The 20,454-nt window shown below is 67.2% G+C and carries 18 protein-coding genes and 1 tRNA gene; 6 read left to right on the top strand and 13 right to left on the bottom strand.

What is annotated here, in order from left to right:
* Positions 1 to 185: 185 nt before the first annotated feature.
* From HUV06_RS06580 to HUV06_RS06600, 5 genes are all read right to left on the bottom strand, one after another.
* Entirely contained in the window at positions 186 to 2,543 is a 2,358-nt protein-coding gene (locus tag HUV06_RS06580; RefSeq protein ID WP_174300477.1) for a TonB-dependent receptor, read from the bottom strand.
* A 58-nt stretch (positions 2,544 to 2,601) separates the two neighbouring features.
* Positions 2,602 to 3,618 carry a FecR domain-containing protein gene (locus tag HUV06_RS06585; protein WP_174300478.1) on the bottom strand — a complete coding sequence of 339 codons (1,017 nt, stop codon included), beginning with the start codon at positions 3,616 to 3,618 and terminating at the stop codon, positions 2,602 to 2,604.
* A 61-nt stretch (positions 3,619 to 3,679) separates the two neighbouring features.
* Entirely contained in the window at positions 3,680 to 4,192 is a 513-nt protein-coding gene (locus tag HUV06_RS06590; protein WP_174300491.1) for an RNA polymerase sigma factor, read from the bottom strand.
* 173 nt (positions 4,193 to 4,365) lie between these two features.
* Positions 4,366 to 4,653, bottom strand: coding sequence for a hypothetical protein (locus HUV06_RS06595; protein ID WP_174300479.1), 288 nt, complete (start codon positions 4,651 to 4,653; stop codon positions 4,366 to 4,368).
* Between the two features lie 65 nt (positions 4,654 to 4,718).
* Positions 4,719 to 5,141: a hypothetical protein gene (locus HUV06_RS06600; protein ID WP_174300480.1), complete on the bottom strand. Its 423-nt coding sequence runs from the start codon at positions 5,139 to 5,141 to the stop codon at positions 4,719 to 4,721.
* A gap of 226 nt (positions 5,142 to 5,367) precedes the next feature.
* Here HUV06_RS06600 and hpnI point away from each other — a divergent pair, with 226 nt between their 5' ends.
* The 3 genes from hpnI to HUV06_RS06615 all read left to right on the top strand — a co-directional run bounded on the left by hpnI (position 5,368) and on the right by HUV06_RS06615 (position 9,502).
* Complete coding sequence (gene hpnI, locus HUV06_RS06605; RefSeq protein ID WP_174300481.1) at positions 5,368 to 6,627, top strand: bacteriohopanetetrol glucosamine biosynthesis glycosyltransferase HpnI; 1,260 nt, start codon at positions 5,368 to 5,370, stop codon at positions 6,625 to 6,627.
* A 52-nt stretch (positions 6,628 to 6,679) separates the two neighbouring features.
* The gene (locus HUV06_RS06610) at positions 6,680 to 7,684 is read left to right on the top strand and encodes a lysylphosphatidylglycerol synthase domain-containing protein (RefSeq protein WP_256430026.1); all 1,005 of its coding nucleotides are present in this window, start codon (positions 6,680 to 6,682) and stop codon (positions 7,682 to 7,684) included.
* A 333-nt stretch (positions 7,685 to 8,017) separates the two neighbouring features.
* Positions 8,018 to 9,502, top strand: coding sequence for a glycosyltransferase family 39 protein (locus HUV06_RS06615; RefSeq protein WP_174300483.1), 1,485 nt, complete (start codon positions 8,018 to 8,020; stop codon positions 9,500 to 9,502).
* 109 nt (positions 9,503 to 9,611) lie between these two features.
* Here the strand turns inward: HUV06_RS06615 and HUV06_RS16450 are convergent, their stop codons facing one another.
* From HUV06_RS16450 to HUV06_RS06635, 5 genes are all read right to left on the bottom strand, one after another.
* Complete coding sequence (locus HUV06_RS16450; protein WP_256430027.1) at positions 9,612 to 9,743, bottom strand: hypothetical protein; 132 nt, start codon at positions 9,741 to 9,743, stop codon at positions 9,612 to 9,614.
* Positions 9,744 to 9,883: 140 nt separating this feature from the next.
* Positions 9,884 to 10,624 carry a transporter gene (locus HUV06_RS06620; protein WP_174300484.1) on the bottom strand — a complete coding sequence of 247 codons (741 nt, stop codon included), beginning with the start codon at positions 10,622 to 10,624 and terminating at the stop codon, positions 9,884 to 9,886.
* Entirely contained in the window at positions 10,617 to 11,375 is a 759-nt protein-coding gene (locus tag HUV06_RS06625; protein WP_217433666.1) for a hypothetical protein, read from the bottom strand. Before HUV06_RS06625 ends, HUV06_RS06620 begins: the two co-directional genes overlap by 8 nt.
* A 28-nt stretch (positions 11,376 to 11,403) precedes the next feature.
* The gene (locus tag HUV06_RS06630; RefSeq protein ID WP_174300485.1) at positions 11,404 to 12,771 is read right to left on the bottom strand and encodes a HAMP domain-containing sensor histidine kinase; all 1,368 of its coding nucleotides are present in this window, start codon (positions 12,769 to 12,771) and stop codon (positions 11,404 to 11,406) included.
* Positions 12,761 to 13,414 (bottom strand): response regulator transcription factor, encoded by a 654-nt coding sequence (locus tag HUV06_RS06635; RefSeq protein WP_371811010.1) that lies wholly within the window; start codon positions 13,412 to 13,414, stop codon positions 12,761 to 12,763. Before HUV06_RS06635 ends, HUV06_RS06630 begins: the two co-directional genes overlap by 11 nt.
* Before the next feature lie 324 nt (positions 13,415 to 13,738).
* Here HUV06_RS06635 and HUV06_RS06640 point away from each other — a divergent pair, with 324 nt between their 5' ends.
* Positions 13,739 to 16,414, top strand: coding sequence for a TonB-dependent receptor (locus HUV06_RS06640; RefSeq protein ID WP_174300486.1), 2,676 nt, complete (start codon positions 13,739 to 13,741; stop codon positions 16,412 to 16,414).
* A 190-nt stretch (positions 16,415 to 16,604) separates the two neighbouring features.
* Entirely contained in the window at positions 16,605 to 16,868 is a 264-nt protein-coding gene (locus HUV06_RS06645; RefSeq protein WP_174300487.1) for a hypothetical protein, read from the top strand.
* Between the two features lie 4 nt (positions 16,869 to 16,872).
* On the opposite strand, the gene HUV06_RS06650 is transcribed toward HUV06_RS06645, so the two are convergent.
* The 3 genes from HUV06_RS06650 to HUV06_RS06660 all read right to left on the bottom strand — a co-directional run bounded on the left by HUV06_RS06650 (position 16,873) and on the right by HUV06_RS06660 (position 19,566).
* Entirely contained in the window at positions 16,873 to 17,952 is a 1,080-nt protein-coding gene (locus tag HUV06_RS06650; RefSeq protein WP_217433667.1) for an alkaline phosphatase family protein, read from the bottom strand.
* A gap of 111 nt (positions 17,953 to 18,063) precedes the next feature.
* Entirely contained in the window at positions 18,064 to 18,918 is an 855-nt protein-coding gene (locus HUV06_RS06655; RefSeq protein WP_174300489.1) for a YncE family protein, read from the bottom strand.
* A 558-nt stretch (positions 18,919 to 19,476) separates the two neighbouring features.
* Positions 19,477 to 19,566, bottom strand: a tRNA-Ser gene (locus tag HUV06_RS06660).
* Between the two features lie 318 nt (positions 19,567 to 19,884).
* On the opposite strand from HUV06_RS06660, the gene HUV06_RS06665 reads away from it, so the two are divergent.
* The coding region (locus tag HUV06_RS06665) for an Hsp70 family protein (protein WP_174300490.1) at positions 19,885 to 20,454 on the top strand (570 nt) is incomplete at its 3' end.

The raw sequence follows: 20,454 nt of genomic DNA on the forward strand, positions 1-20,454 counted from the left end.
GCCAGCAGCGCCAGCAGCAGGACCGTCACCCGGGAACGCGGGGTGGACTTCATGATAAACTCTGCCAGGACCGTGTCAGGAGCGGCGTAAACCGGGGTCTGCAAGATCTACACCTGGCGCCTCCGGCCACCTGTAGTAACGCCGCTGGCGCGCACCCCACACTGGGGCAGGCTGAACGCGTCAGGCTAGAAGCCGTGCGTGAGGGTGAGGCGCACCGTGCGGGGTCGCAGCGGCGTAGACTGCGGCCCTGCGCCCAGGCTGAAAGGATTGCCGAAGGCGAAGGTGTCTCCACGATTGTTGGCCGGGTTGGAGATCAGCAGGCCGACGGAATAGTCGGGCGTCCGGAATACGCCCTGGAGCCTCCCGTCGAGGTAGTGTCCCATCTCGCTCGAGCCTTGCGGGCCGAAGAACAGGTAGGAGTGGCCGACGTAGAGGGCGGCGGCGTCCAGTTCCAGGGTACGGCCGCCGCTCAAGGATACGTCATACTCGATCCGGCTGTTGATCGAGCGGCGCGCCACGCCCGGCAGGGTGAAGTCGGACTGGCCGGCCGGGAAGCTGGGATCGACCTTGTGCAGGTCGGGGGCGGTGAACAGGGCGCCGATCTCGAAGATCAGGGGCTGTAGCGGTCGAACGCTCGCCTCCCACTCCCATCCCTTCACGTGGGCGTCGCCGACGTTGGCGACGTAGGAGAGGCCGGAGGGAAGCAGCTGGTCGGCCTGCAGCCGGTCCCAGACATCGTAGTAGAGCGCGGTTCGCGCCTGCAGCCGTCCGCGCCAGCCCTGCAGCTTGACCCCCGCCTCGTAGTTCCAGAGGTCGTCCGGCAGATAGGTGCGGTTCGGTTCGGCCCCGCCCTGCGCCGTGAAGGCGGTGGTCAGCGGGCCTGCGGTGTTGAAGCCGCCCACCCGGTAGCCCTTCGACGCCAGGGCGTAGAGGCGCACGCCTTGGACAAGCGCATAGTCCAGGGCGAGCTTGGGTGACCACTCCTTGGTGACGTAGCGCCCGCTGAACGGCGCCTGGGCGCCGGCCTCGTCCACAAGCGACAGCGTACGCCGCTCCGCATAGGCGAGCCGGAGACCGAGGGTCGCCGTCAGGCGGCTCGTCAAGGCGTAGCTTGCCTCGCCGAACAGGGCGAGATCGACCATCCGGTCGGTACGGTCCTCGGCGTAGAGCGTCTTCCCACCACCTGTTGGCCCCAGCCGAGTGGTCTCGTGCTCGTCGCCGTAGCTGCCATAGCCACCGACCAGCAGCGACGCCGGACCGTGCAAGGGCGCGCGGTAGTCCAGCTCCTGCGAGGTGAGCCGGACCAGAGTGTCGTCGTCGAACGCCGTCGGAACGGACGCACCCCCGAAATCCGCCGCCGCGTCGGTGGCGTCGTAGCGGCTGTCGAACTCGTGGTTGATGAACGAGCCTATGCTGTGCAGCTCGCCCCAGCCGCCGCGCCCGCCTATGTCGAGATAGGCCTGCTCGAAGTCGTTGTCGTGCGGCTCGCGCACCCGGGTGTTGCGTTCCAGCCCTTGGGGATCGCCGGTCGTGTACTGCGTGTCGTCGCTGTAGATGTCCTGGTAGATGTCGCCGAGGGTGACGCTCCACTCGGCGCTGGGCTCCGTGCGGAACGCCGCTCGGACCCCGGTCTCCTGCGTATGGTCGGCGTTCTGGACACCCAGCCTGGGGAGATCGATGTAGCCCCCGTCCTCCTCGCCATAGGCCACCAGACGCAAGGCGGCCTTACCTCCAGCGAGCGGGAGGTTGAACATGGCCTCCGCTCCTGCGCTCGGGTCGCCGCCGGCGGTGGTGGCGCCCGTAGCTGACGCGAAGCCCGAGGCGGCCGACAGGTCCGGCGCGACGGGCGTGACGCTGACCACTCCACCGATCGCGCCTGCGCCATACAGGGTGCCCTGGGGGCCGCGGAGCACCTCCACAGACTGCACGTCGACGAGGCGGAGATCGGGGTCCGGCGCGTTGTAGGTCGTGGGCGTCTGGTTCCAGTAGAGGCCGACGGTGGACTGGGTGTGGCCGGTGAACGCCCCGTCCGACAGGCCCCGCAGCAGGACCTTGTCACGCCCGGCGCCGAGATTGGTGACCGTCATGCCCGAAGCCAGAAGGCGCAGGTCAGCGGTATCGCGAACGCGCACCGCCGCGAGCGCCTGGGCCTGGACCACGCTGACCGAGCCGGGCAGGTGGAAGACGTCCACCCCCCGCTTGGAGGCTGTGACCACCACCTCGGCCAGGTTGGCTTCAGGCGGCGTGGCCGGCGGCGGCTTCGGAGCAGCGGCCTGAGCTGGTTGCGGCCGACGCTCTATCCGAACGGTCTGACCCTCCATCCACACCGCACGGCAGTCGCTGCCGGCCAGAGCCAGGTCGATGGCGGTATGGACATCCATCCGGCCGCGGATCGCGACCTGGACGCCATGGCACGGGACTGAGACGCCCACGGTGATGCCGGCCTGCAGACCCACCGCCAGTGCGGCTTGCGCGGGCGGCCGTGACGGCAGATCGTAGGACCGGCGGACGCCGGCCGCCCACAGGGCCGGCGCTGCGCTCAACCAGCAAAGGACGCCCAGCAGGCCGGGCCGAGCATGAGGCGTCAAGTTCAGACGACGGTCAGGGACGGCGTGCGCTTAGCACGATCTCCCCACCCTGGCCCGCCTTGGCGTCGAGCGGCAACAGCGCAGTCAGCCGGTCCACCATCTGGTCGCGCGTCCCCAGCACGAGCACCCCGGTGAAGCGCATCCGCCGGGCCTCTAGACCCGCCAGGCGGATCGGCTGCGGATATCGGCGGTTCAGGTCGGCGAGCACCTCGGACACGGGCCGGTCCCAATACACCCGCCGCCCCGCCTGCCAGGCGCCCACGTCGGCCGGGCTGACCTGGGCGAGCTCGAAGTCGCCGTCGGCGCCGAGCCGGGCGGCCCGCCCAGCAGGAAGCGTCACGCTGTGTTCGCCCGCCTGGAAGCTCACGGCGCCTCGCGACACGGCCACCTGGGTGACGGCGCCCTCCCGCACGATGTCGAAAGCGGTCCCCAACACCCTCACCTGCGCGGGGCCGAGATCGACTTCAAACGGGCGCGAAGGGTCGTGCGCCACGTCGAACCGCGCCTCCCCGTGCGCCAGGCTAACGCGCCGATCTACGCCTTGGAGATCGACGGTCAGCGCCGTCGCGCCGTCCATGTCGATCCGGGACCCGTCGGCGAGCTGAAAGGTGCGGCCCTGGCCTGCGGGGGTGACGTAGGCCAGCAGAGCGGAAGGAGGCGCCCGGTTCGCGGGATGGGGGCGCGAGATGAACCAAGCCCCAGACACGGCGACGCAGGCCACAACCGCAGCTGCCGCGGACGCCCATCCAACGATGCTCGATCGCCTGCGCCGCGTTGACGGAGCGCGGCTGCGGCGCGGCGCGGGCGCGCTGGCGCCTTCGCGGACCTGGTCCAGGCTGAGCCAGACCGCCTGCGCCCGGTCGAAGGCCTGCCTGCGCAGGTCCGGCCGATCGGCAGGCGCGTCATCCAGCCACGCCACAAAGGCCAGCCATCCGGTCTCGCCGACATCGTCGCCGGAAAGCCGCACGACCCAGTCGGCGGCGTCCTGCTCGAGGCTTGACGCACCCGCCCCTCTTTCCTCCCCGCTCATCTCCGCCAAAGCCCTTCCGTCTCTTGTGAAGACGCCACGGACACCCCCATCCCCCAGCCCCTCATGACGTGCGTTCCGTCAGGAGCTTGAGCGCCAGGCTGACATGCTTCTCCACCGCGCTCTTGGAGACGCCCAGGCTCTCGGCGGTCTCCTGGTGACTGAGCCCTTGCAGCTTGTGCAGGCGGAACACCCGCTGCGTCTGCGGGGGCAGGGTCTCCACCGTCGCCATCAGCCGCGCCAGCCGCTGGCGGGCTTCGACCGTCCGGTCCGGCCCCGGCGCATCGGAGGCGCGGTCGCCGCCGCGCCGCTCGCCCTGCAGGTCCGACCACGCGCTCTCGCGCGCGCGCTGACGTTGGGCCTGGCGCACGTCGTCGAGCATCAGGTTGGACCCGAGCCGATACAGGTAGGCCACCGGATTGCCGATGTGTTCCTGCGCCGGGACAGCCATCACCTTCTCGAACATGGCCTGGACGAGATCTTCGGCGCGCGCCTGCGAACGAAGGCGCGCGGTGAACACCCGCACCAGGTCGGCGCGCCGTTCCATGTAGGCGCGCGCAAGGGGCGTCGAGGACATATCGGGCAAGTCGAAGATCCGCGACTCTCGACGGGAACGAACGCAAGCGACGGCTCCCGACGCCTCTGATCGTCAGCCGCGATCTGTCATGGATTCAGGGTGGCTGCCAAGCCATAGCCGCTCCGCCGGCTGGCGGGACGCCTGGGACCCTGAACGCGCCAGGTGGCGGGCTCCTAGGCAGCGACAACAGCACGACGGTCCGGCGCCACTGCGATCGTGGTGGCCAAGGCATCGCATAAGGTCGGCTTCGCAACGTACTCGACTTCGTTCGGGTTAACCGCGGACCCTTCGTAAGCAGCAGCCGAAGGACCGCTCAGGATCATCAGCCGCAGCGGCTCTCCTCCCTCGACCCGACGCGCATCGCAGGCGAAACGGAAAGCTTCGTCTTCGTCGATCGTCGAGAACAGGCACGCCTCGTCGAGGCTGACGACCCAAGCCTGCGCCTGGCCGCGAAGATACACGGTTGTCTCCAAAATCGGCTCGCAGGCGTGAGGTTGCGGGTCTTGGTCGGCGACACACGGAGCGTTCAAGCCAGTTCCTCAAGGCGGTGCGGCCGGATCGGCCAGACGAGGCGACCCACAAGCCCGAACTTGAAGCTGCTCAGGAGCCCCCAGACACCCAGCTCAAGGCGGGGCGCCAAGCGCTCCATGAGGAACTCCAGATCCAGGCATCCCAGACTGATCACAACGAAGACGGCGGCGCCGGCCAGCTTCCCGCCAGACGTCCATCCCCGGAACGCCAGCCGCCTATGCGCGACATAGGCCCAGAACATCGCCAAAGCGGCCTGGACAGGCGCTGTGGCCCAACCGAGACCCAATTCCATGCTCTGGATGAAGTGCAGGCGGCAGACCTCCGCCACCCTCTCAACCATCATGTAAAGACCGATGGTGAGAAGGAACGGCCAGAGCCGCTCTGAGCCGAGCGCCTCGAGTTGTCCGAGTGTGGGCAAGTGACGCCGCATGTCTCAGGGACGCCGCCGTCGCCGCTCCACCTCACCCGGAAGCGCGATATTCCATGAGGTCGAGCCACAACCTGCGGCGGCCAGGCGCGCATCGGCCTCGCCGCTGGCCAGCCGGAAAAAAGTTTCACAAATGATGAGCCTAGCCGCCATCGGCGACGTCTAGGGAGGTGGGCCACAGCTTCGGTTCCGGGCGTGCAGGCGATTGGCACATGAGGTGAGCGCCGCGATCTCGGTCCTCGGATGGGTCTTCACCGCCATCGCGTCCCTGGGCGTGATCTACACGATCTTGGCCGCGCTCGCCGTGAAGTGGTTTTTCATCCGGCCGGTCTCGCAGCCGACAGCCTGCCTGCCCGTAACGATCCTGAAGCCGCTGCACGGGGACGAATTCGGACTGGCGGTCCGCCTCGAAGGCTTCTGTACTCAGGACTATCCCGCTCCGGTACAGATCATCTTCGGAGTGCGCGACGGCTCCGACCCCGCGGCCGGGATCGTCAAACAGCTGATCGGAACATACCCGGAGCTGGACATACACCTCGTTGTCAGCAACCGGACCTTCGGCGCAAACCGCAAGATATCCAACTTGATCAACATGGAGCGTCTTGTCCGCCACCCGATCATCGTCATTGCCGACAGCGACATCACCGTCGATCCCGACTACCTGCGGGTGCTGGTGGCGGCCCTTGCCCCTCCAGACATCGGCTTCGTCACCTGCGCCTATGTCGGCGTCCCGACGCGGTCGACATGGTCCCGCCTTTCAGCCATGGCGATGAACTATCATTTCCTGCCCAGCGTCGCCTTCGGGCTGAGGATAGGCCTGGCGAAACCCTGCTTCGGGCCAACCATAGCGCTCCGCAAGACCGTCTTCGACGAGATCGGCGGACTCGCCAGGTTCGCAGACCACCTTGCAGACGATTTCGAGATCGGCCGGGCGATCCGCGATCTGGGCTACAGCTTTGCGGTGCCGCCGATGACGGTGGGACACGCCTGTCCCGAACGAAACGGGCTGCATGTCGGCAGTCACGAACTCCGGTGGGCCCGTACTCTGCGGCTGATCGATCCCGTAAGCTATGCCGGGAGCGCCATCATGCATCCTCTTCCATTCGCCCTGGTAGCGATCGTCCTGCTCCAAGGGAGCATGACGAGTCTGATGGTGCTCGCCGTCGTCTGCGGCGCGAGGATGTTTGTGATGGAGCGGGTCGAGAGGTTCGCGAGCTGTAGTCGCGGCATCTGGTGGCTGTGGCCCGCCCGAGACCTCTTGTCCGCACTCATATATGCATGGGCGTTTCTCGGCAAGACGGTGACATGGCGGGGGCGGACCTTCCGGATCGGCCGCGAAGGGCAGCTCATCCCTCATCCGCCCGGCGCGGACGAGTCCACGGGGAAGGAATCAGGGCCTGTCACCGGCTTGGCCTCGATACCGACCGGTCGCCCGTCCGAGGACCTTGCACCCGTTGTTCTTAGCGCAATGCGCTAGTGGAGATCACGAGAGTTACCCCCCACCTTTGCTTCTCTCAACAGGTTCATCCTTGAGGAAAAAGCAAGCCGCAGGGCGAATTCTGACACTAAGCGTCATGGTGCTAGGCGCCATCGCCATCTGGAGTTTTTTGATCCACTTCGGTGTGGGTGCTATTTCAGGCTCGCTGCACAATCTTGGGCTGGCTGGCTTCATCATATTCTGTTCTTATACCCTCGGCGTTCTGGGACTACTCGGCGTGTCCTGGTACGTCATCGCCCCAAGCACCCCGCTCAGACAGCTTCCGGGCTTTGTCTTCGGCCGCATCATGCGTGAGGTGGCAGCCGACATCCTCCCTCTTGCACAGCTCGGCGGCTTCGTTGTGGGCGTGAGGGGCGCTTGTCTGTTCGGCGTGTCCACCTCCCTCGCGATTGCGTCAACGCTGGTCGATCTAGGCGCGGAGATGGCTGGGCAGCTTCTGTTTACAATGATCGGCTTGTCTGTCTTGAGTCTTCGTCCTCCACCGAACTTTCCTCATAAGATTGTCGATCCCGCGATCTATGCCGGTCTGGTGCTTGGCATAGTGACCGCCGCAGGCTTCTTCTTTTCGCAGCACTTCGCTCCAAGAATTCTAACCAGGCTAAGTGTGCGGTGGCCTGAAAAAATGAGAGCGCATTTGGCGTCCGTTCAGCTGGAGTTGGCGGACATATATCGCCAGCCGGCGCGTGTAGCGCTCTCTATGGGTCTTCACCTGATGGCGTGGCTGGTCGCGGTCGGCGGAGTTTGGCTGACCTTGCGCCTTATGGGTGCGCGGATGCCGCTCCCGATGGTCCTGGTCATGGAGAGCCTTGTCTACCTTCTCCGCAGCGTGGCGTTCTTTGTCCCCGGGGCGCTCGGGATCATGGAAGGCGGCTACGTCCTTCTGGGTCCGATCCTTGGTCTGCCAGCGGAGATCGCGCTGAGCTTGGCCCTCATCAAGCGGGGACGTGATCTCGCGATCGGGTCGTTAGCGGTCGCCACGTGGCAGATCCTGGAAGGCAGATGGCTTCTGGGCTGGAGCTCAAGACCGTCTTCATAGGCGAGGCCGCTCCACCATCGGCCTTCATCCTCACCCGGCGAGGTCCGCGTCGGAAACGTCTGCGCGCATGCTGCGGGGGTGAGGCGCGGGGAAGGCGGCGGCGTCATGCCAGGTGAGACGTTGCAGTGCTGGAGCATGACGCTTGCCCGGAGTTTCGCCTGTTCGAGCTCTAGGGGATGCAACTCGCCTGCCTCCCCTGAGCGTCCCACGGCCTTCAGAGACCCGATTGACCACCAGGCCCGCGAGTGTCTCGGGATGACGGCTGGCGACATGCCGCTGACCGCCGCCGTGGAATGGCGTTTGCGCCTTTCGCGTCTTTCACCCGGGGCCAGGATGGTCCTGTTCGTGGGCGCCTTGACCCTGGTCAAGCTCCTCGTGGCCGCCTGGACGCCGCTCGCCTCCGACGAAGCCCTGTACTGGCGCTATTCCAAGCACCTGGCCGCCGGTTTCATCGATCACCCGTTCGTCAACCCGTCGATGATCCGCCTGGGGACGGCCGTGTTCGGCGACACGCCGCTGGGCGTGCGCGTCTGCGCCGTGCTGCTCAGCCTGCCGGCCAGCTGGGCGTTGGGACGCGCCGCGCGGCTGCTGTTCGACGATGCCGCCCTGGCCAGGACGGCGGTGGTCTACTTCAACCTTACGCTGGTCATGTCGATCGGCTCGCTGGTGGCGACATCGGACCAGGCGGTGGTCGCCGCAACCTGCTTTCTCCTGCTCTTCCTGGCGCAAATGCAGAGCAGCGGCCGGGGAGCGTGGTGGCTCGCGATCGGCGCGACCTTCGGTCTGGGCCTATGCTCCAAGTACACCACGGCCTTCTTCGGTGTAAGCATCCTGCTCTGGCTCCTCGCGATGCGCGAGAACCGGCGGTGGTTCGCCACGCCCTGGCCCTGGCTAGGGGGGTTGGTCGCCCTGGCCGTGTTCTCGCCCGTGCTGGTCTGGAACGCGCAGCATCACTGGGCGTCGCTGGTCTACCAATCCGGCCGGCTCACCGTCTACATCTGGACCTTCCGCTACCTGGGGGAATTGCTCGCCGCGGTGACCATCCTGGCCACCCCGCCGATCTTCGTGCTGGGGTGCATCGGGCTGGCGACCCCAAGCTCCCGCCCCCGGTCCGAAAGTTCGCGCGGCCTGCTCATCGCCATGATCGCGCCGATGATGGTCTACTTTATCTGGCACGCCACCCATGAGCGCGTACAGGGGAACTGGCCTGAGCCGGCCTATCCGGCCTTCGCCGTCGCGGCCGCCTACGCCTGCCACCATTCCCGGCATGGCTCAGCTACCCTCGACCTCGTCGGCAAACTCGCCGCCAGGATCGCGGCGCCCTTTGGATTGGCGCTGGCCGTGCTCGCCTATGCGGAGGCGACAACGGGCTTCCTGCCGCTCGGCCGGCATGATCCGCGGACGCGCGTGCTGGGCATCGGCTGGACGACGGTGGGCGAGGAGATCGACCGGCTTCGCGCCCGCGCCGGCGCAAGGGTCATTCTGACCACTGACTACACCCTGGCCAGCCTGACCCAGCTCTACCTGCCGTCGTCCACGCCCGTGGTGCAGATCAGCGACCGGGTGAGGTGGAGCAACGAACCCGCGCCCTCGCCGCAGCTCTTCCAGGGCCGGGCGCTGTATGTCTGCAAGAACGCCTGCAGCAAGCTGTCCAAGGTCCAGGCGAGGTTCGACAGCGTCACGCCGGTAGCCGCGCTGCGACAGGACGCATCGACTGGCGCGGGTCCACTCTACCACGTCTACGAGGTGAGCGGCCCCAAGGCTCCCGTGCTCGATCCGCCTACCCGCATCTACGGTGCGGATCATGAGGATCGTTGAGCTTGCGTGCAGCAACGTGACAGCGCCCAGGCTGGAGGTGGGTATCGTCCGGTCTCTGTCCGGCTTGCAGGCGGGAAAAAGGTGAAGACGCCGAGCTAGCGTCAGCGTTCTAATCGTCGGCCACGATCTGGTCGCGCACGAGCGGCGTCTGCCAAGCCATCGCCACCACGCTGAGGGTCAGGCCGGCCAGCAGGGTGATGAGCAGCAACGCCCTCGTTGTGTGCCTGTGGGCGATCGACATCTCCGTCCTCCCGTGCAGGTGAGACGTCGCAGACCTTCCCCGCCCACAGGCTTGGCGCACGGTGCAGCGAAAGGGCCGCGCTCGGCAGCCCGGGCGGCGCAATCGAGGCGTCCACCCCTGCGCCTCGCTCCTGGAGACCCTCAGTTGGTGAACTGGAGGCTCGCATAGAAGGCGGAGTCGTTGACGTGCGCGCTGTGCTGCAGTCCCGGACCGCCTGAGGCCATCACCGCCCAATGCTTGGTCAGCTGGTAGATCGCCCCGAAGCCGAGGTTGGTGAAGGCGGGACCGCCGATCGTCTGCGGCGTCTGGTGGTAGAGCTCCACCCCCAGGTTCAGCCGCTTGCTGAGGGCGCGCGTCACCGCCCAGCCCACTAGGCCATAGTCGCGCTGGCCGCGGCCAGGATTGATGTCGTACCCGCCGCCGCCGAACGTGGACCACTTCCCGACGTCCTTCTCCAGCCAGATCGGCAGGAAGACGGACGCATGGCCCGTATCCAGCCGGCGCGGCGCGGTGGGCAGGGTCAGAGCCGGGAAGACCGCGGCGTCCGGAAGCCAGCTTCCCTCCGGCGGGTGCAGGAAGCGGTACTTGGCGCTGAGCTGCACGTCGCCGGTTCCGGCGCGAAGACTGTGGGTGCTGTCGAAGGCGAGCGGCAGGAGGGCGCTGAGCTGCAGGTTCTCCGCCGCGCCGTAATTGAGCTCCGCGCCCGCCACGCCCGCGGTCTCTCCCGGCGTGTTCACGCCCGAGACGAGTGCGTAGTTCTCCCAGCCGCCGGTCCGCGTCGGCTCGGGATCATCGGTGACATAGGGCGGTCCTGCCCAGGCCGGAGCCGCGGCGAGCAGCGCGGCGGCGAGAAGCGCCAGCCCGGTGCGGCGTTCAGCCATCCGCTTCGACGGACGGCTTGCGGGCCGCCAAGGCGACCAGAACGACGACGGCTACGGCCAGGAGCGCGGAGGAGGGAATTGTCCCCAGCTCCAGACCGCCGTCCCTCAGCGGCTTGGTCAGGCTGTCGCCGAGCGTGGCGCCGAGGGGCCGGGTCAGGACGAAGGCGGCCCAGAACAACAGCACGCGAGGCATGCGGGTGAAGAGGTAGGCGGCCCCGATCAGGGCGATCAGCCCGCCGAACACCAGGGCGCCACCGTGGTAGCCGAGACCCTTATCATCGGCGGTGAAGTCCCCAAGCGCCGTACCGAGCGTGTTGGAAATCAGGATGGCCGCCCAATAGAAGCTCTCCACCCTGCGGTCCGCGACGTGCTGGAAGACGATGCGGCCCATTGCGAGCCGCCAGGCGAGGAGGATAGCGCCAAGGAGCGCCAGCAGGAGGAGCGAGCCGCCGAGATAGCCGAGGTGGGCGCTCCGGTCCAGGAAGTCGGACAGGGTCGTCCCCGCCGTCGTGGTGGCCAGGATCACCGCCCAGTAGAGGGCGGGATGGTAGCGGTTGGCGCGGACCTGGGCGGCCGCCACGACCAGGAAGATGGCGAAGAAGACCGCCGTACTCGCCAGATAGCCGAGGCCCAGCGTCATGGAGACGGCGTCACCTCCGGTCTCGCCCAGCGTGGTGGCGAAAATCTTGATGACCCAGAAGGCCAGGGTGATCTGGGGAACCTTGTTCAGCTCTCGGCGGGATAGGTCCACGCGTCATACCCTTTCTGCTCAGGCGAACTCACCACAGCACGTGCGGCGATCGGGAAAAGTCGGCCACGACCCGGAGACCTGGATTTGCGGACTCAGCATATATCCGCCCATCGAAGGCCTGCGCGATGGCGGAACTCAGGGCAAGGCCCAGCCCTGTACCCGGGGTGCTGCGGCTCGCATCCAGGCGCGTGAAGCGCTCGAAGATGCGCTGCAACGCCTCGGCCGGAACGCCCGCGCCGTCGTCGGTCACGGAAAGCTTGAGGCCCTCGGCCTCGACCGCGACGGTGACGTGCGATCCGACGGGCGTGTGGGTCAAGGCGTTCTCGACCAGGTTGGCGATCATCTGGGCGAGGAGGTCGGGTGTCGCCAGCAGGCGGGTGGTGAGTTGCGGCTTGGCGGCGAGCGACAGGGTGCGCTGGCCTTCCTCGGCCATGGGCAGATAGGCGGCCACTACCCGACCGGCGACCTCGCCGAGGTCCACCGGCTCGGTCGCGAGGCCGGGTGCGCCGGCCTCCAGCTCGGCGATGTGCAACAGCGCCTGGAAGGTGCGCAGCACATCGTCCACCTCGCCAGACGCGCTCACCAGCGCCTCGCGGTAGAGGTCGAGCGAGGCCGGAGCCTGCAGCGTGCGCGCGATGCGCTCGTTGTGACGCGCCAGCGGACGGCGCAAGTCGTGGGCGATGTCGGCCGACACCTGGCGCAGCCCGGTCATCAGCCGCGTGGTCCGCTCCAGCATGTGGTTCAAGGCGGCGGCAAGCTCGTCAAGGTCGCTTGGCGCCCGTGCGCCGGTCCTCGCCCGAACCTCCACGTCGCCGGCGCCGTAGCGCTGCATGGTCGTGGCCATCTCATCGACACGTGCAAGCGCGCGCCAAGCCAGGACGCCGCCGACGGATAAGCTGAGCGCCACCGCTCCCGCGGCCACGGCGAGAACCGCGACCAGGAGCGCTTCGTCCGTCCGTTCCCGCGTCCCGAGATCTTCGCCCACGGTCAGGCCGAAGCCGCCGACCTCGCCCCGAAGGGCCCGCACCACCTCCGACTGGTCGTCCGGCAGGTCGCCCTCGATCAGACGCCGGGTGGACCAGCCCTGCGGTCCGGCGGCGGGCAGGTCGCCGGCCAGACGGCGACCTGCGGCATCCTCGATCCGAAACTCCCAGATGCTGGGATCACGCTGGCGGGCCGCCACGGTGTTCCGCAGCGCCGCGAGACCGCCGGCGCCATAGACGGCCTTGAGGTCGGCGACTTCGGCGGTGATCTCGGCGTCGACCGCCTGGAGCTCGTCCCGCCGAACGACGATGTCGGCCAGGACGCCCGCGGCCGCGAAGGCGACCACGAAGAGGAACGTCTGCCAGAGCGCCAGCCTGAAGCTGGTGGCGCGCCAAAGGCGGCTAAGCCGCATCGATGCAGTAGCCGGCGCCGCGCAAGGTGCGCACGGGGTCGGGAAGTCCGTCCCGCTCGAGCTTGGCCCGCAACCGGCTGATGTGCGGCTCGATGATGGTGGCGGGGTTGGCGTGGTCCAGGCCGAACGCCGTCTGCAACAGCATCGAGCGCGTCACCGCGTGGCCGGCGTTCAGCATCAGGACCTCCAGCAGCCTGAACTCGCTGCCCGTGAGGTCCAGCGCCTGCCCGGCGCGCCTAGCGGTCCGTTCCAGCCGATCCAGCTCGATGTCGACGGCCCGCAGAAGGGTCTGGCTCTCCGGCAGCGGCGGCCGGCGCCGGAGAGCCTCCACGCGGGCCGCGAGTTCCTCCAGCTCGAACGGTTTGACCAGGTAGTCGTCGGCGCCCGCCTTCAGGCCTTGAACCCGGTCGGCGACACCACCGACGGCGGTCAGGAAGATGATGGGCGTCCTGACGCCCGTGCTGCGCAGCGTGCGCACCACCGTCAGCCCGTCGAAGCCGGGCAGCAGCCGATCGATGACGAGACAGTCGAACTGAGGGTCGCTGGCCCGCAGCAGGCCCGCGCGCCCGTCGGAGGCGATCTCGACCGTTTGACCGAGCGCGCCTAGTCCATCGCTGACATAAGCAGCGGTTTCGGGGGTTATCCTCCACCAGCAGGATCATCAAGTCGCACAACTCCGCTTGGCGCTATGAACCGGTTCTGATTACGGCGCAAGAAGTCACAACATGGCGAGCCGTGGCTTTTCAGCCACGCAGTCTAAGCTTGTCGAATTGCAAGCTTTCCCAGTCTTCTACTTCATCTCGCCGGCACGAAAGTGTCGCGTGGCTTTGCAATCTTGTGCGAGGTCCGCACACCCGTCCAGCGGACACCGGGGGATCTCACGGTGCGCATACGCCCTATCGCTCTGTTCGCGTCGACCAGCCTCTTGGTTTCAACGCAAGCCGCTCGGGCTCAGCCTGGCGCTCCCATGGCTCCGGGCCAGGCCGCCGAGAGCGAGGCCGCTCCGTACCAGCCCGGCCCTGCACAGGCCGGTATGACCGCGTCCCCCTCTACCGAGGGCCAGTCTGCGGCCGGCCAGGCGACCACGGTGGACAGCGTGGTGGTCACCGCCCCCCGGCAGGAAGGTCTGGCGCGGCTTCGCCAGTATGATGCGCCGAACCTGATCAGCGTCCAGTCGGCCGACACCATCTCCAAATATCCCGACTTCAACGCCGCCGAAGCGCTCGGACGCATCCCAGGAGTCTCGCTTTCCAGCGACACCGGAGAGGGCCGCTTCGTCAACATCCGCGGCATCGACGCCAATCTGGACGGGGCGACCTACGGCGGCGTGGTGCTGCTGAACACCAATCCGGGCGGTACGGCGGCGGGCGGCGGCGGCCGGGCGGTGGAGTTCGACACCATTCCGACCGGGGCCATCGACGGCATCGTGGTGACCTACACGGGTCTTCCCGACCACGAAGCGGAAGGGCTGGGCGGCCAGATCGACCTGACGCCCCGCAGCGCCGCCGGCATCAACAAGCCCTTCTTCGAGGGAACGGTCGGGGAGGGCTACGAGCCGCTGCACGGCCATTCCGGCCCCTTCAGCGCGGAAGGCGCCGTCGGCGCCCGGTTCGGCTTCGACGGAACCAAGCTGCTGGTGCAGGGCGACGGGCAGGCGCAGCCGGTGCGCGCCGGCTTCTTCTCCAACCCAACGCCCTTCTCCTTCGTGATCACCGCCTCGACCCGCCAGGACCGCCGCGGCATCGACGACCTGGAGGAGAGCTACGTCGACGACGCCACCGCCCAGCGCAACGCCGTCAGCGAGTACGACCTGCGCCGCTACGACTACCATCGCCGCCGCTACGGAGAAGGCCTGGAGTTCGACTTCCAGCCGAACGACCACCACAGCCTCTACGTGCGCGCCGACATCGCCGGCTACAACGAGGCGGTGCACAAGAACTTCCTGCTGTTCCGCGACATGGGCAACGAGGACGCGAACGGCCAGATTCCCGTCTCCCCGAGCCATCCGAACGCCCTGGTCGACACCACGACGCCCACCACGACCCTGACCGACGAGCAGGAGGCGCACAGGAACCAGGTCTATGTCATCGGCGGCAAGGATGACTTCGGGCCAGTGTCGCTCGACTACCATGCCGCCTACAGCCGCGCGACCTACCGGGTGAACTACAACATCGGCGCGCGGTTCGCAGGACCCGCAAACACGCCCATCATCTACGACAATCGCACCAGCATCACCTATCCCAGCTTCAGCTTCCCGAACGGGATTAACCTGAATGATCCTTCGATCTACACGCTCTCGAAACTGAGCAACAACGAGGACTATGATGCGGACGAGGAGCGGACCTACGCCGCCAACCTGTTCTTCCCGCTGCACCTGATCAACGACAACGACCGGATGAAGATCGGCGGCCAGGCCCGCATCCGCGACAAGGTGGCCACCGAGTACGACGAGAGCTACAGCGGCCTGCCGGACCTCACGCTGCAAGGTATCTCAGGGCCTGCCAACACCTATTACGACGGCCACTACCCCAACGGCCCCTTCATCGACCGCTACGCCGTGCGCAACCTGATCGCGACGCTGCCGAACAGCGGCCCGGTGTTCAACGACGGCAGCTTCTTCAACGCCGACGAGAACATCTACGCAGCCTATCTTCAGTACACCACCGAGATCGGTCCGCTGGGCATACTGGCGGGCGTGCGGGTCGAGGACACCAACGCAAAATATGGCGGCTATGTCGCCACGACGAACATCGACGGCAGCTCCAGTGAAGCGCTCGAAGTCCGCCACGAAGACTACGTCAACGCCTTTCCCACCGTGCAGCTGCGGTACACCATCATGCCCCGGCTGCTCGCGCGGGCGACTTTTTCCACCGGCATCTCCCGGCCCGGGTTCAACCAGAACACCACGGCCACGAGTGTGGACCTGACCCAGAGCCCGGTGACGATCAGCGAGGGCAACCCCAACCTCAAACCGACCACCGGCCAAAACTACGATCTTGACCTGGAATACTACATGCCCAACAGCGGCATCGTGGAATTCGCCCTGTTCGACAAGGAGTTCAGCAACTACATCGTGCCGCGGGTGCAGAACGGAGTCAGCGGCAACCCGCTGGCGCAGGGATCGCTCGCCAACATCACCACCTACGAGAACATCTCCTCGGCCCACGCCCGGGGCATCCAGGCCGACTACCACCAGAAGTTCACCTTCCTGATCAAGCCGCTGGACGGCTTCGGCCTGGATGCGAACGTCACGGTCGTGCAGTCGCGCATCGAGGAATACACCGGGGCGCAGGACCTGACCGGCCAGCCGCAGTACGGCCTGCTGCCCGGCACCTCCCAGACCACCTGGAACCTGGCCGCCTTCTACGAGGCCTATGGCGCCCAGGTGCGCTTGGCGGCCGAGCAGGTCAGCCACAGCCTGTTCGGCCTGGGGGGCGACAAGTCCCTGGACGTGATCCAGGACGGCCGCACGACGCTCGACCTGACCTCCAGCTACCAGTTCACGCCCAACTACGGCGCCTACTTCGAAGCCAAGAACCTGCTGAACACGCCCCTGCGCTACTACGAGGGCAGCTCAGATCGCCCGATCCAGCGGGAGTTCTACGACGTGACCATCGAGGGCGGCGTGCGCGTGAAGTTCTGATCCGGGGCACCGCAGCAAGGCCGGCCGGCTTGGACCGGACGCTCACGCTCCCCTGGACCTGCCACCGACGCCCATCCAAGCCTGGGCCGGCGATCGACCATGTGGCGGTTGAGGAGAGCGATCGTGTCTATCATGGAGATGGCTACACTCGGCGCCTGCGCCGATCGTCCGTATCAAGGGAGCCGCCACAATGCCGGACGCGACGCTCTTCACCGTCGCCCAGGCCGTAGGTGCGCAGGGCGCCTTGCGTCATGCTCTCGGGCTCGGCCCCGAGACCTTCGCGCTTCCGGCCTTCATCGGCATGATCAGCGATGAGATCCAGCAGATGCGTGAGGCGGGCCGCAGCGACGCCGACATCCTCGCCGTCATAACCGAAGCGACAGGCGTGAGCGTGGCGGCTGACGACCTGATGCGGTTCTACGCACCGCCGGAGCAGCGCCGGCGACCCGAGTGACGGCTCAGCGGCCCGCTGGAGGCGCCGCAAACAGTTTCACCATCGGCGCGACGCCGGCGGCTGTGTCGTCGGCATGGCGCAGATGCTCGCCGATATCGAAGGTGTCCTCGAGGGTGCGGAGCAGCGAATAGTGGCTGTAGGGCGCATCGTCTTGCACGCCGCGCGGACCGTGATTGGTGATCACGATCGCGGGAATATGGCCGCCGCCGAAGTTTGAGGGCGCGTCCGGAGTCACCCCGCAGCAGCCCTCCCGCGTCTTGCCCGAGCCCTCGTCGAAGGTCAGCACGATGGCCATATTCTCGCGCGATCGCCAGGCTGCGCTCGCCATCAGCTGGCGCACCAACGCGCCGTTGGCCGCGTCGCCCCGGCGGATCAGGGCCGCCACGTTCAGCCCGTCGCAGTCGGTCGGCACGCCTGAGCCGTGCAACCCGTGCATGTCGTTGCACTGATTGGGCACCACAAGGGCGAAGGCCGGCAGCCGGCCGGTGTCGAGGTCTTGCTTGAGCTGGCCGAAGCCGACGATCCGATTCGCCCTTGCAGGGTCGGACTGCACGTCGGCGAAGTTCATGAAGCCGGAGTGCTTGGACGCGTAGAGCGCGGTCTTGCGCGTGCCGTTGTCGAAGGCCGGGTCGCTGGCGACCACCGCGTCCGACCCCGGCTCCGGCAGGCTTTCGTAGTAGCCTTTCCAGTCCAGCCCCTTGGCGCGCAACTGGTCGCCGAGGTGGGGCGCCTTCACCGTGTGGTCCGCGTAGCCCGGCGCGCCGGCGCCGTCGCAGAAGGGCCGCTGCGATCCCGGATCGCAGTAGTAGGCGTCGTCGTCGTGGATGCCGAAGGTGTCGCCGCCGAGCAGCGCCACATAGTTCGCCTCGCTCGGATGCACCTCAGCGTAGAAGTGCGTCGCCAGGCCGTAGGTCCTGGCCAGGGCGGAGATTTCCGGGGCGGCGGCGGGGTCGAGGATCTGCTCGTAGTTCTTGTTCTCGTCCACGATGACGACGACGTGGGCGTAACGGCCCACCTGGCCGTCGGCGGCCAAGGGCGCAGCCGCCGCCGGGCCGGAGACGCCCCCGAGGAGAAGCGTGGCCAAACCGGCGAGACCTGCCGCGCGGGCGCCTGTTGCTGCGGCTGTCATCCCGTTCTCCCAGCCCGTCTCCGCGACCGCGGTCTAGCACCCGGGTGAGACATTTTCGCGATCCACTCACTTCGCCGGATCGAACACCAGCAGCTTCAGCGTTCCGGGCAGGAAGCGCCGCCGGCCCGTGGTGGGACCCGCGGGGTCGATCTCCGCCGACGCGACGAAGAGGCGCCCCGTGGACGTGTCCACCGCCATGGTGCGCGCACCCACCTGAGTCTTGACCGGCGCAAGCGGCCGGTAGGTGTCCGCATCGACCTCCTCGATCACGCTGATGGTCCCGTCCCGCCCGTTCGAGCTGAAGACGCGGCGGCGGACCGGATCGAAGGCCGCCGAGTCGGTGCCGAGCCCGATCGGCGCGGAGGCGACCTCGCGCCCGCTCTGCGTATCCAGCACGTCCAGCCGCCCGTTGACGCAGGAGGTGAACAGACGGTGGCGCGGCGGGTCTATGGCCATGCCGTGCGGGCTCTTGCAGTCGGGGACCGGCCAGCGGGCGGTGACGGCGTTGGTGGCGGTGTCGATGCGCACGATCTCCGCCCGCTCCGCCCCGTTCACGAACAGATGGTCCTCGCCGTCCACGGCGGCAGACTCCAGCGAACCCCCGACCTTGATGGTGTCCACGACCCTGAGGCCCGCAGGATCGATCACGGTGATCACGCCGGAGTCGCCGTCGATCACGTAGACGCCGCGTCCGCCGCCAGCGATGGCGTCCGCGTCCGGGGCCGCATCAAGGGTCGCGCGAACCGCAAGCGTCTTCAGGTCGAACGCGATGGCCTTGCCCGCCTCCCCGTCGTCGGTGAAGCCGAGACCCGTCGAGGCCGAAACGTAGGTCCCATGTGCGCCGCCTTTCAGGCCGGTCACGTCTCCGATCAGCGTCAGCCCGCGCCCGTCCACCACGCTCAGCCGATCTCCGTGGGCCACGAAAACGCGCCCGCTCGGGGCATCGGCGACGACGTAGTCCCACCGCTCAGGCGCGCCCAACGGGATCGCTCCCACCTGCCGATAGGATGGGGGAGGCTGGGCGGAAGCCGTGGCCGCTCCGCAACCAACGGACATGAAAGCGCTTAGTGCGGCCAGAAGTGTCTTCATTCAGGGCGCCTCTTTCACACCAACCGTTAGTCCATGCCCAATACTCCTCTCGAATTTCGCAAACAACCTTATTCTAAAAACGAAGTCTTGCAGCTTCGCAAGATTATGTAACCTGACATCTCTGCTATTGTGATAGATGTCTTTGCAGTGCATGAAGCAATGATGGCTGTCAGGTGGAGGGACGTTTCCTAGCACCGCTGGTAATCACGGCGGTCGCTGCTTAGGCCGCTAACGCCGTCCACCGCACGTGCAGGACATATTAGGCCCCTGTTATCGCCCCGGTCAGTTCGAACCAGGGCCAAATCAGAGTCGGAAGGTCGGCCGCAGACAGGCTCGCGGAGGCGACCCTCTTGGATCGAGGCCGCGAGCATGTTGTGGGGCCTGACCGGATGGCGGAGAGGGTGGGATTCGAACCCACGGTACCCTTGCAGGTACGCCGCATTTCGAGTGCGGTGCTTTCGACCACTCAGCCACCTCTCCAGGTCGGGGCGCGGCGCCTGGGGGGCGCGGCTTGAGCGAGGGCGGATGATCTAGACGTAGCGGCTCCGCCTCGCAAGGGCATGCAGGGCGGTCAGCAGGGTAGGCTGACCGGTCGCCACGCCAGCCGCGACCACCCTTGCGGCGCCCGCAGAGGTTCCCATATCGACTACACGTGAGGGCAGGGATGCGGCTCGCGGGCTGGCGCCTCCACGGTCCGGCCGTTTGAAGACCCACCAGGGGACGGGCGCACGCGGCGCTTGATCGACAAGGCCGCCCATCAGTGCCGGCCGTCCGCCGCATAAGGAGAGAATGGACTAGATGAGCAAGATCATCGGTATCGACCTCGGCACGACCAATTCGTGCGTGGCGATCATGGACGGCAAGGCCCCCAAGGTGGTGGAGAACGCCGAGGGCGTACGCACCACTCCGAGCGTCGTGGCGCTGCAGGACGACGGCGAGCGCCTCGTCGGCCAGCCTGCCAAGCGCCAGGCGGTCACCAACCCGTCGAACACCTTCTTCGCCATCAAGCGGCTGATCGGGCGCCAGTTCGACGACCCCATGGTGACCAAGGACAAGGGCATGGTGCCCTATGAGATCGTCCGCGGTCCGTCCGGCGACGCCTGGGTGCGCGCTCACGGCAAGGACTATTCGCCCCAGCAGATCAGCGCCTTCATCCTGCAGAAGATGAAGGAGTCCGCCGAGGCCGCGCTCGGCGAGAAGATCGAGAAGGCGGTGATCACCGTTCCGGCCTACTTCAACGACGCCCAGCGCCAGGCGACCAAGGACGCCGGCCGTATCGCCGGGCTGGAAGTGTTGCGTATCATCAATGAGCCAACGGCGGCGGCCCTGGCCTACGGGCTCGATAAGAACGACGGCAAGAAGATCGCC

Source organism: Caulobacter sp. S45, from assembly GCF_903642205.1.
Lineage (GTDB): Bacteria > Pseudomonadota > Alphaproteobacteria > Caulobacterales > Caulobacteraceae > CAHJWH01.

Bases quoted from the DNA above. Each gene is read 5' to 3' on its own strand.
- HUV06_RS06585 (WP_174300478.1), bottom strand. From the start codon at position 3,618: ATGAGCGGGGAGGAAAGAGGGGCGGGTGCGTCAAGCCTCGAGCAGGAC.
- HUV06_RS06590 (WP_174300491.1), bottom strand. From the start codon at position 4,192: ATGTCCTCGACGCCCCTTGCGCGCGCCTACATGGAACGGCGCGCCGAC.
- HUV06_RS06615 (WP_174300483.1), top strand. From the start codon at position 8,018: ATGGTCCTGTTCGTGGGCGCCTTGACCCTGGTCAAGCTCCTCGTGGCC.
- HUV06_RS16450 (WP_256430027.1), bottom strand. From the start codon at position 9,743: ATGTCGATCGCCCACAGGCACACAACGAGGGCGTTGCTGCTCATCACC.
- HUV06_RS06620 (WP_174300484.1), bottom strand. From the start codon at position 10,624: ATGGCTGAACGCCGCACCGGGCTGGCGCTTCTCGCCGCCGCGCTGCTC.
- HUV06_RS06630 (WP_174300485.1), bottom strand. From the start codon at position 12,771: ATGCGGCTTAGCCGCCTTTGGCGCGCCACCAGCTTCAGGCTGGCGCTC.
- HUV06_RS06640 (WP_174300486.1), top strand. From the start codon at position 13,739: ATGGCTCCGGGCCAGGCCGCCGAGAGCGAGGCCGCTCCGTACCAGCCC.
- HUV06_RS06645 (WP_174300487.1), top strand. From the start codon at position 16,605: ATGCCGGACGCGACGCTCTTCACCGTCGCCCAGGCCGTAGGTGCGCAG.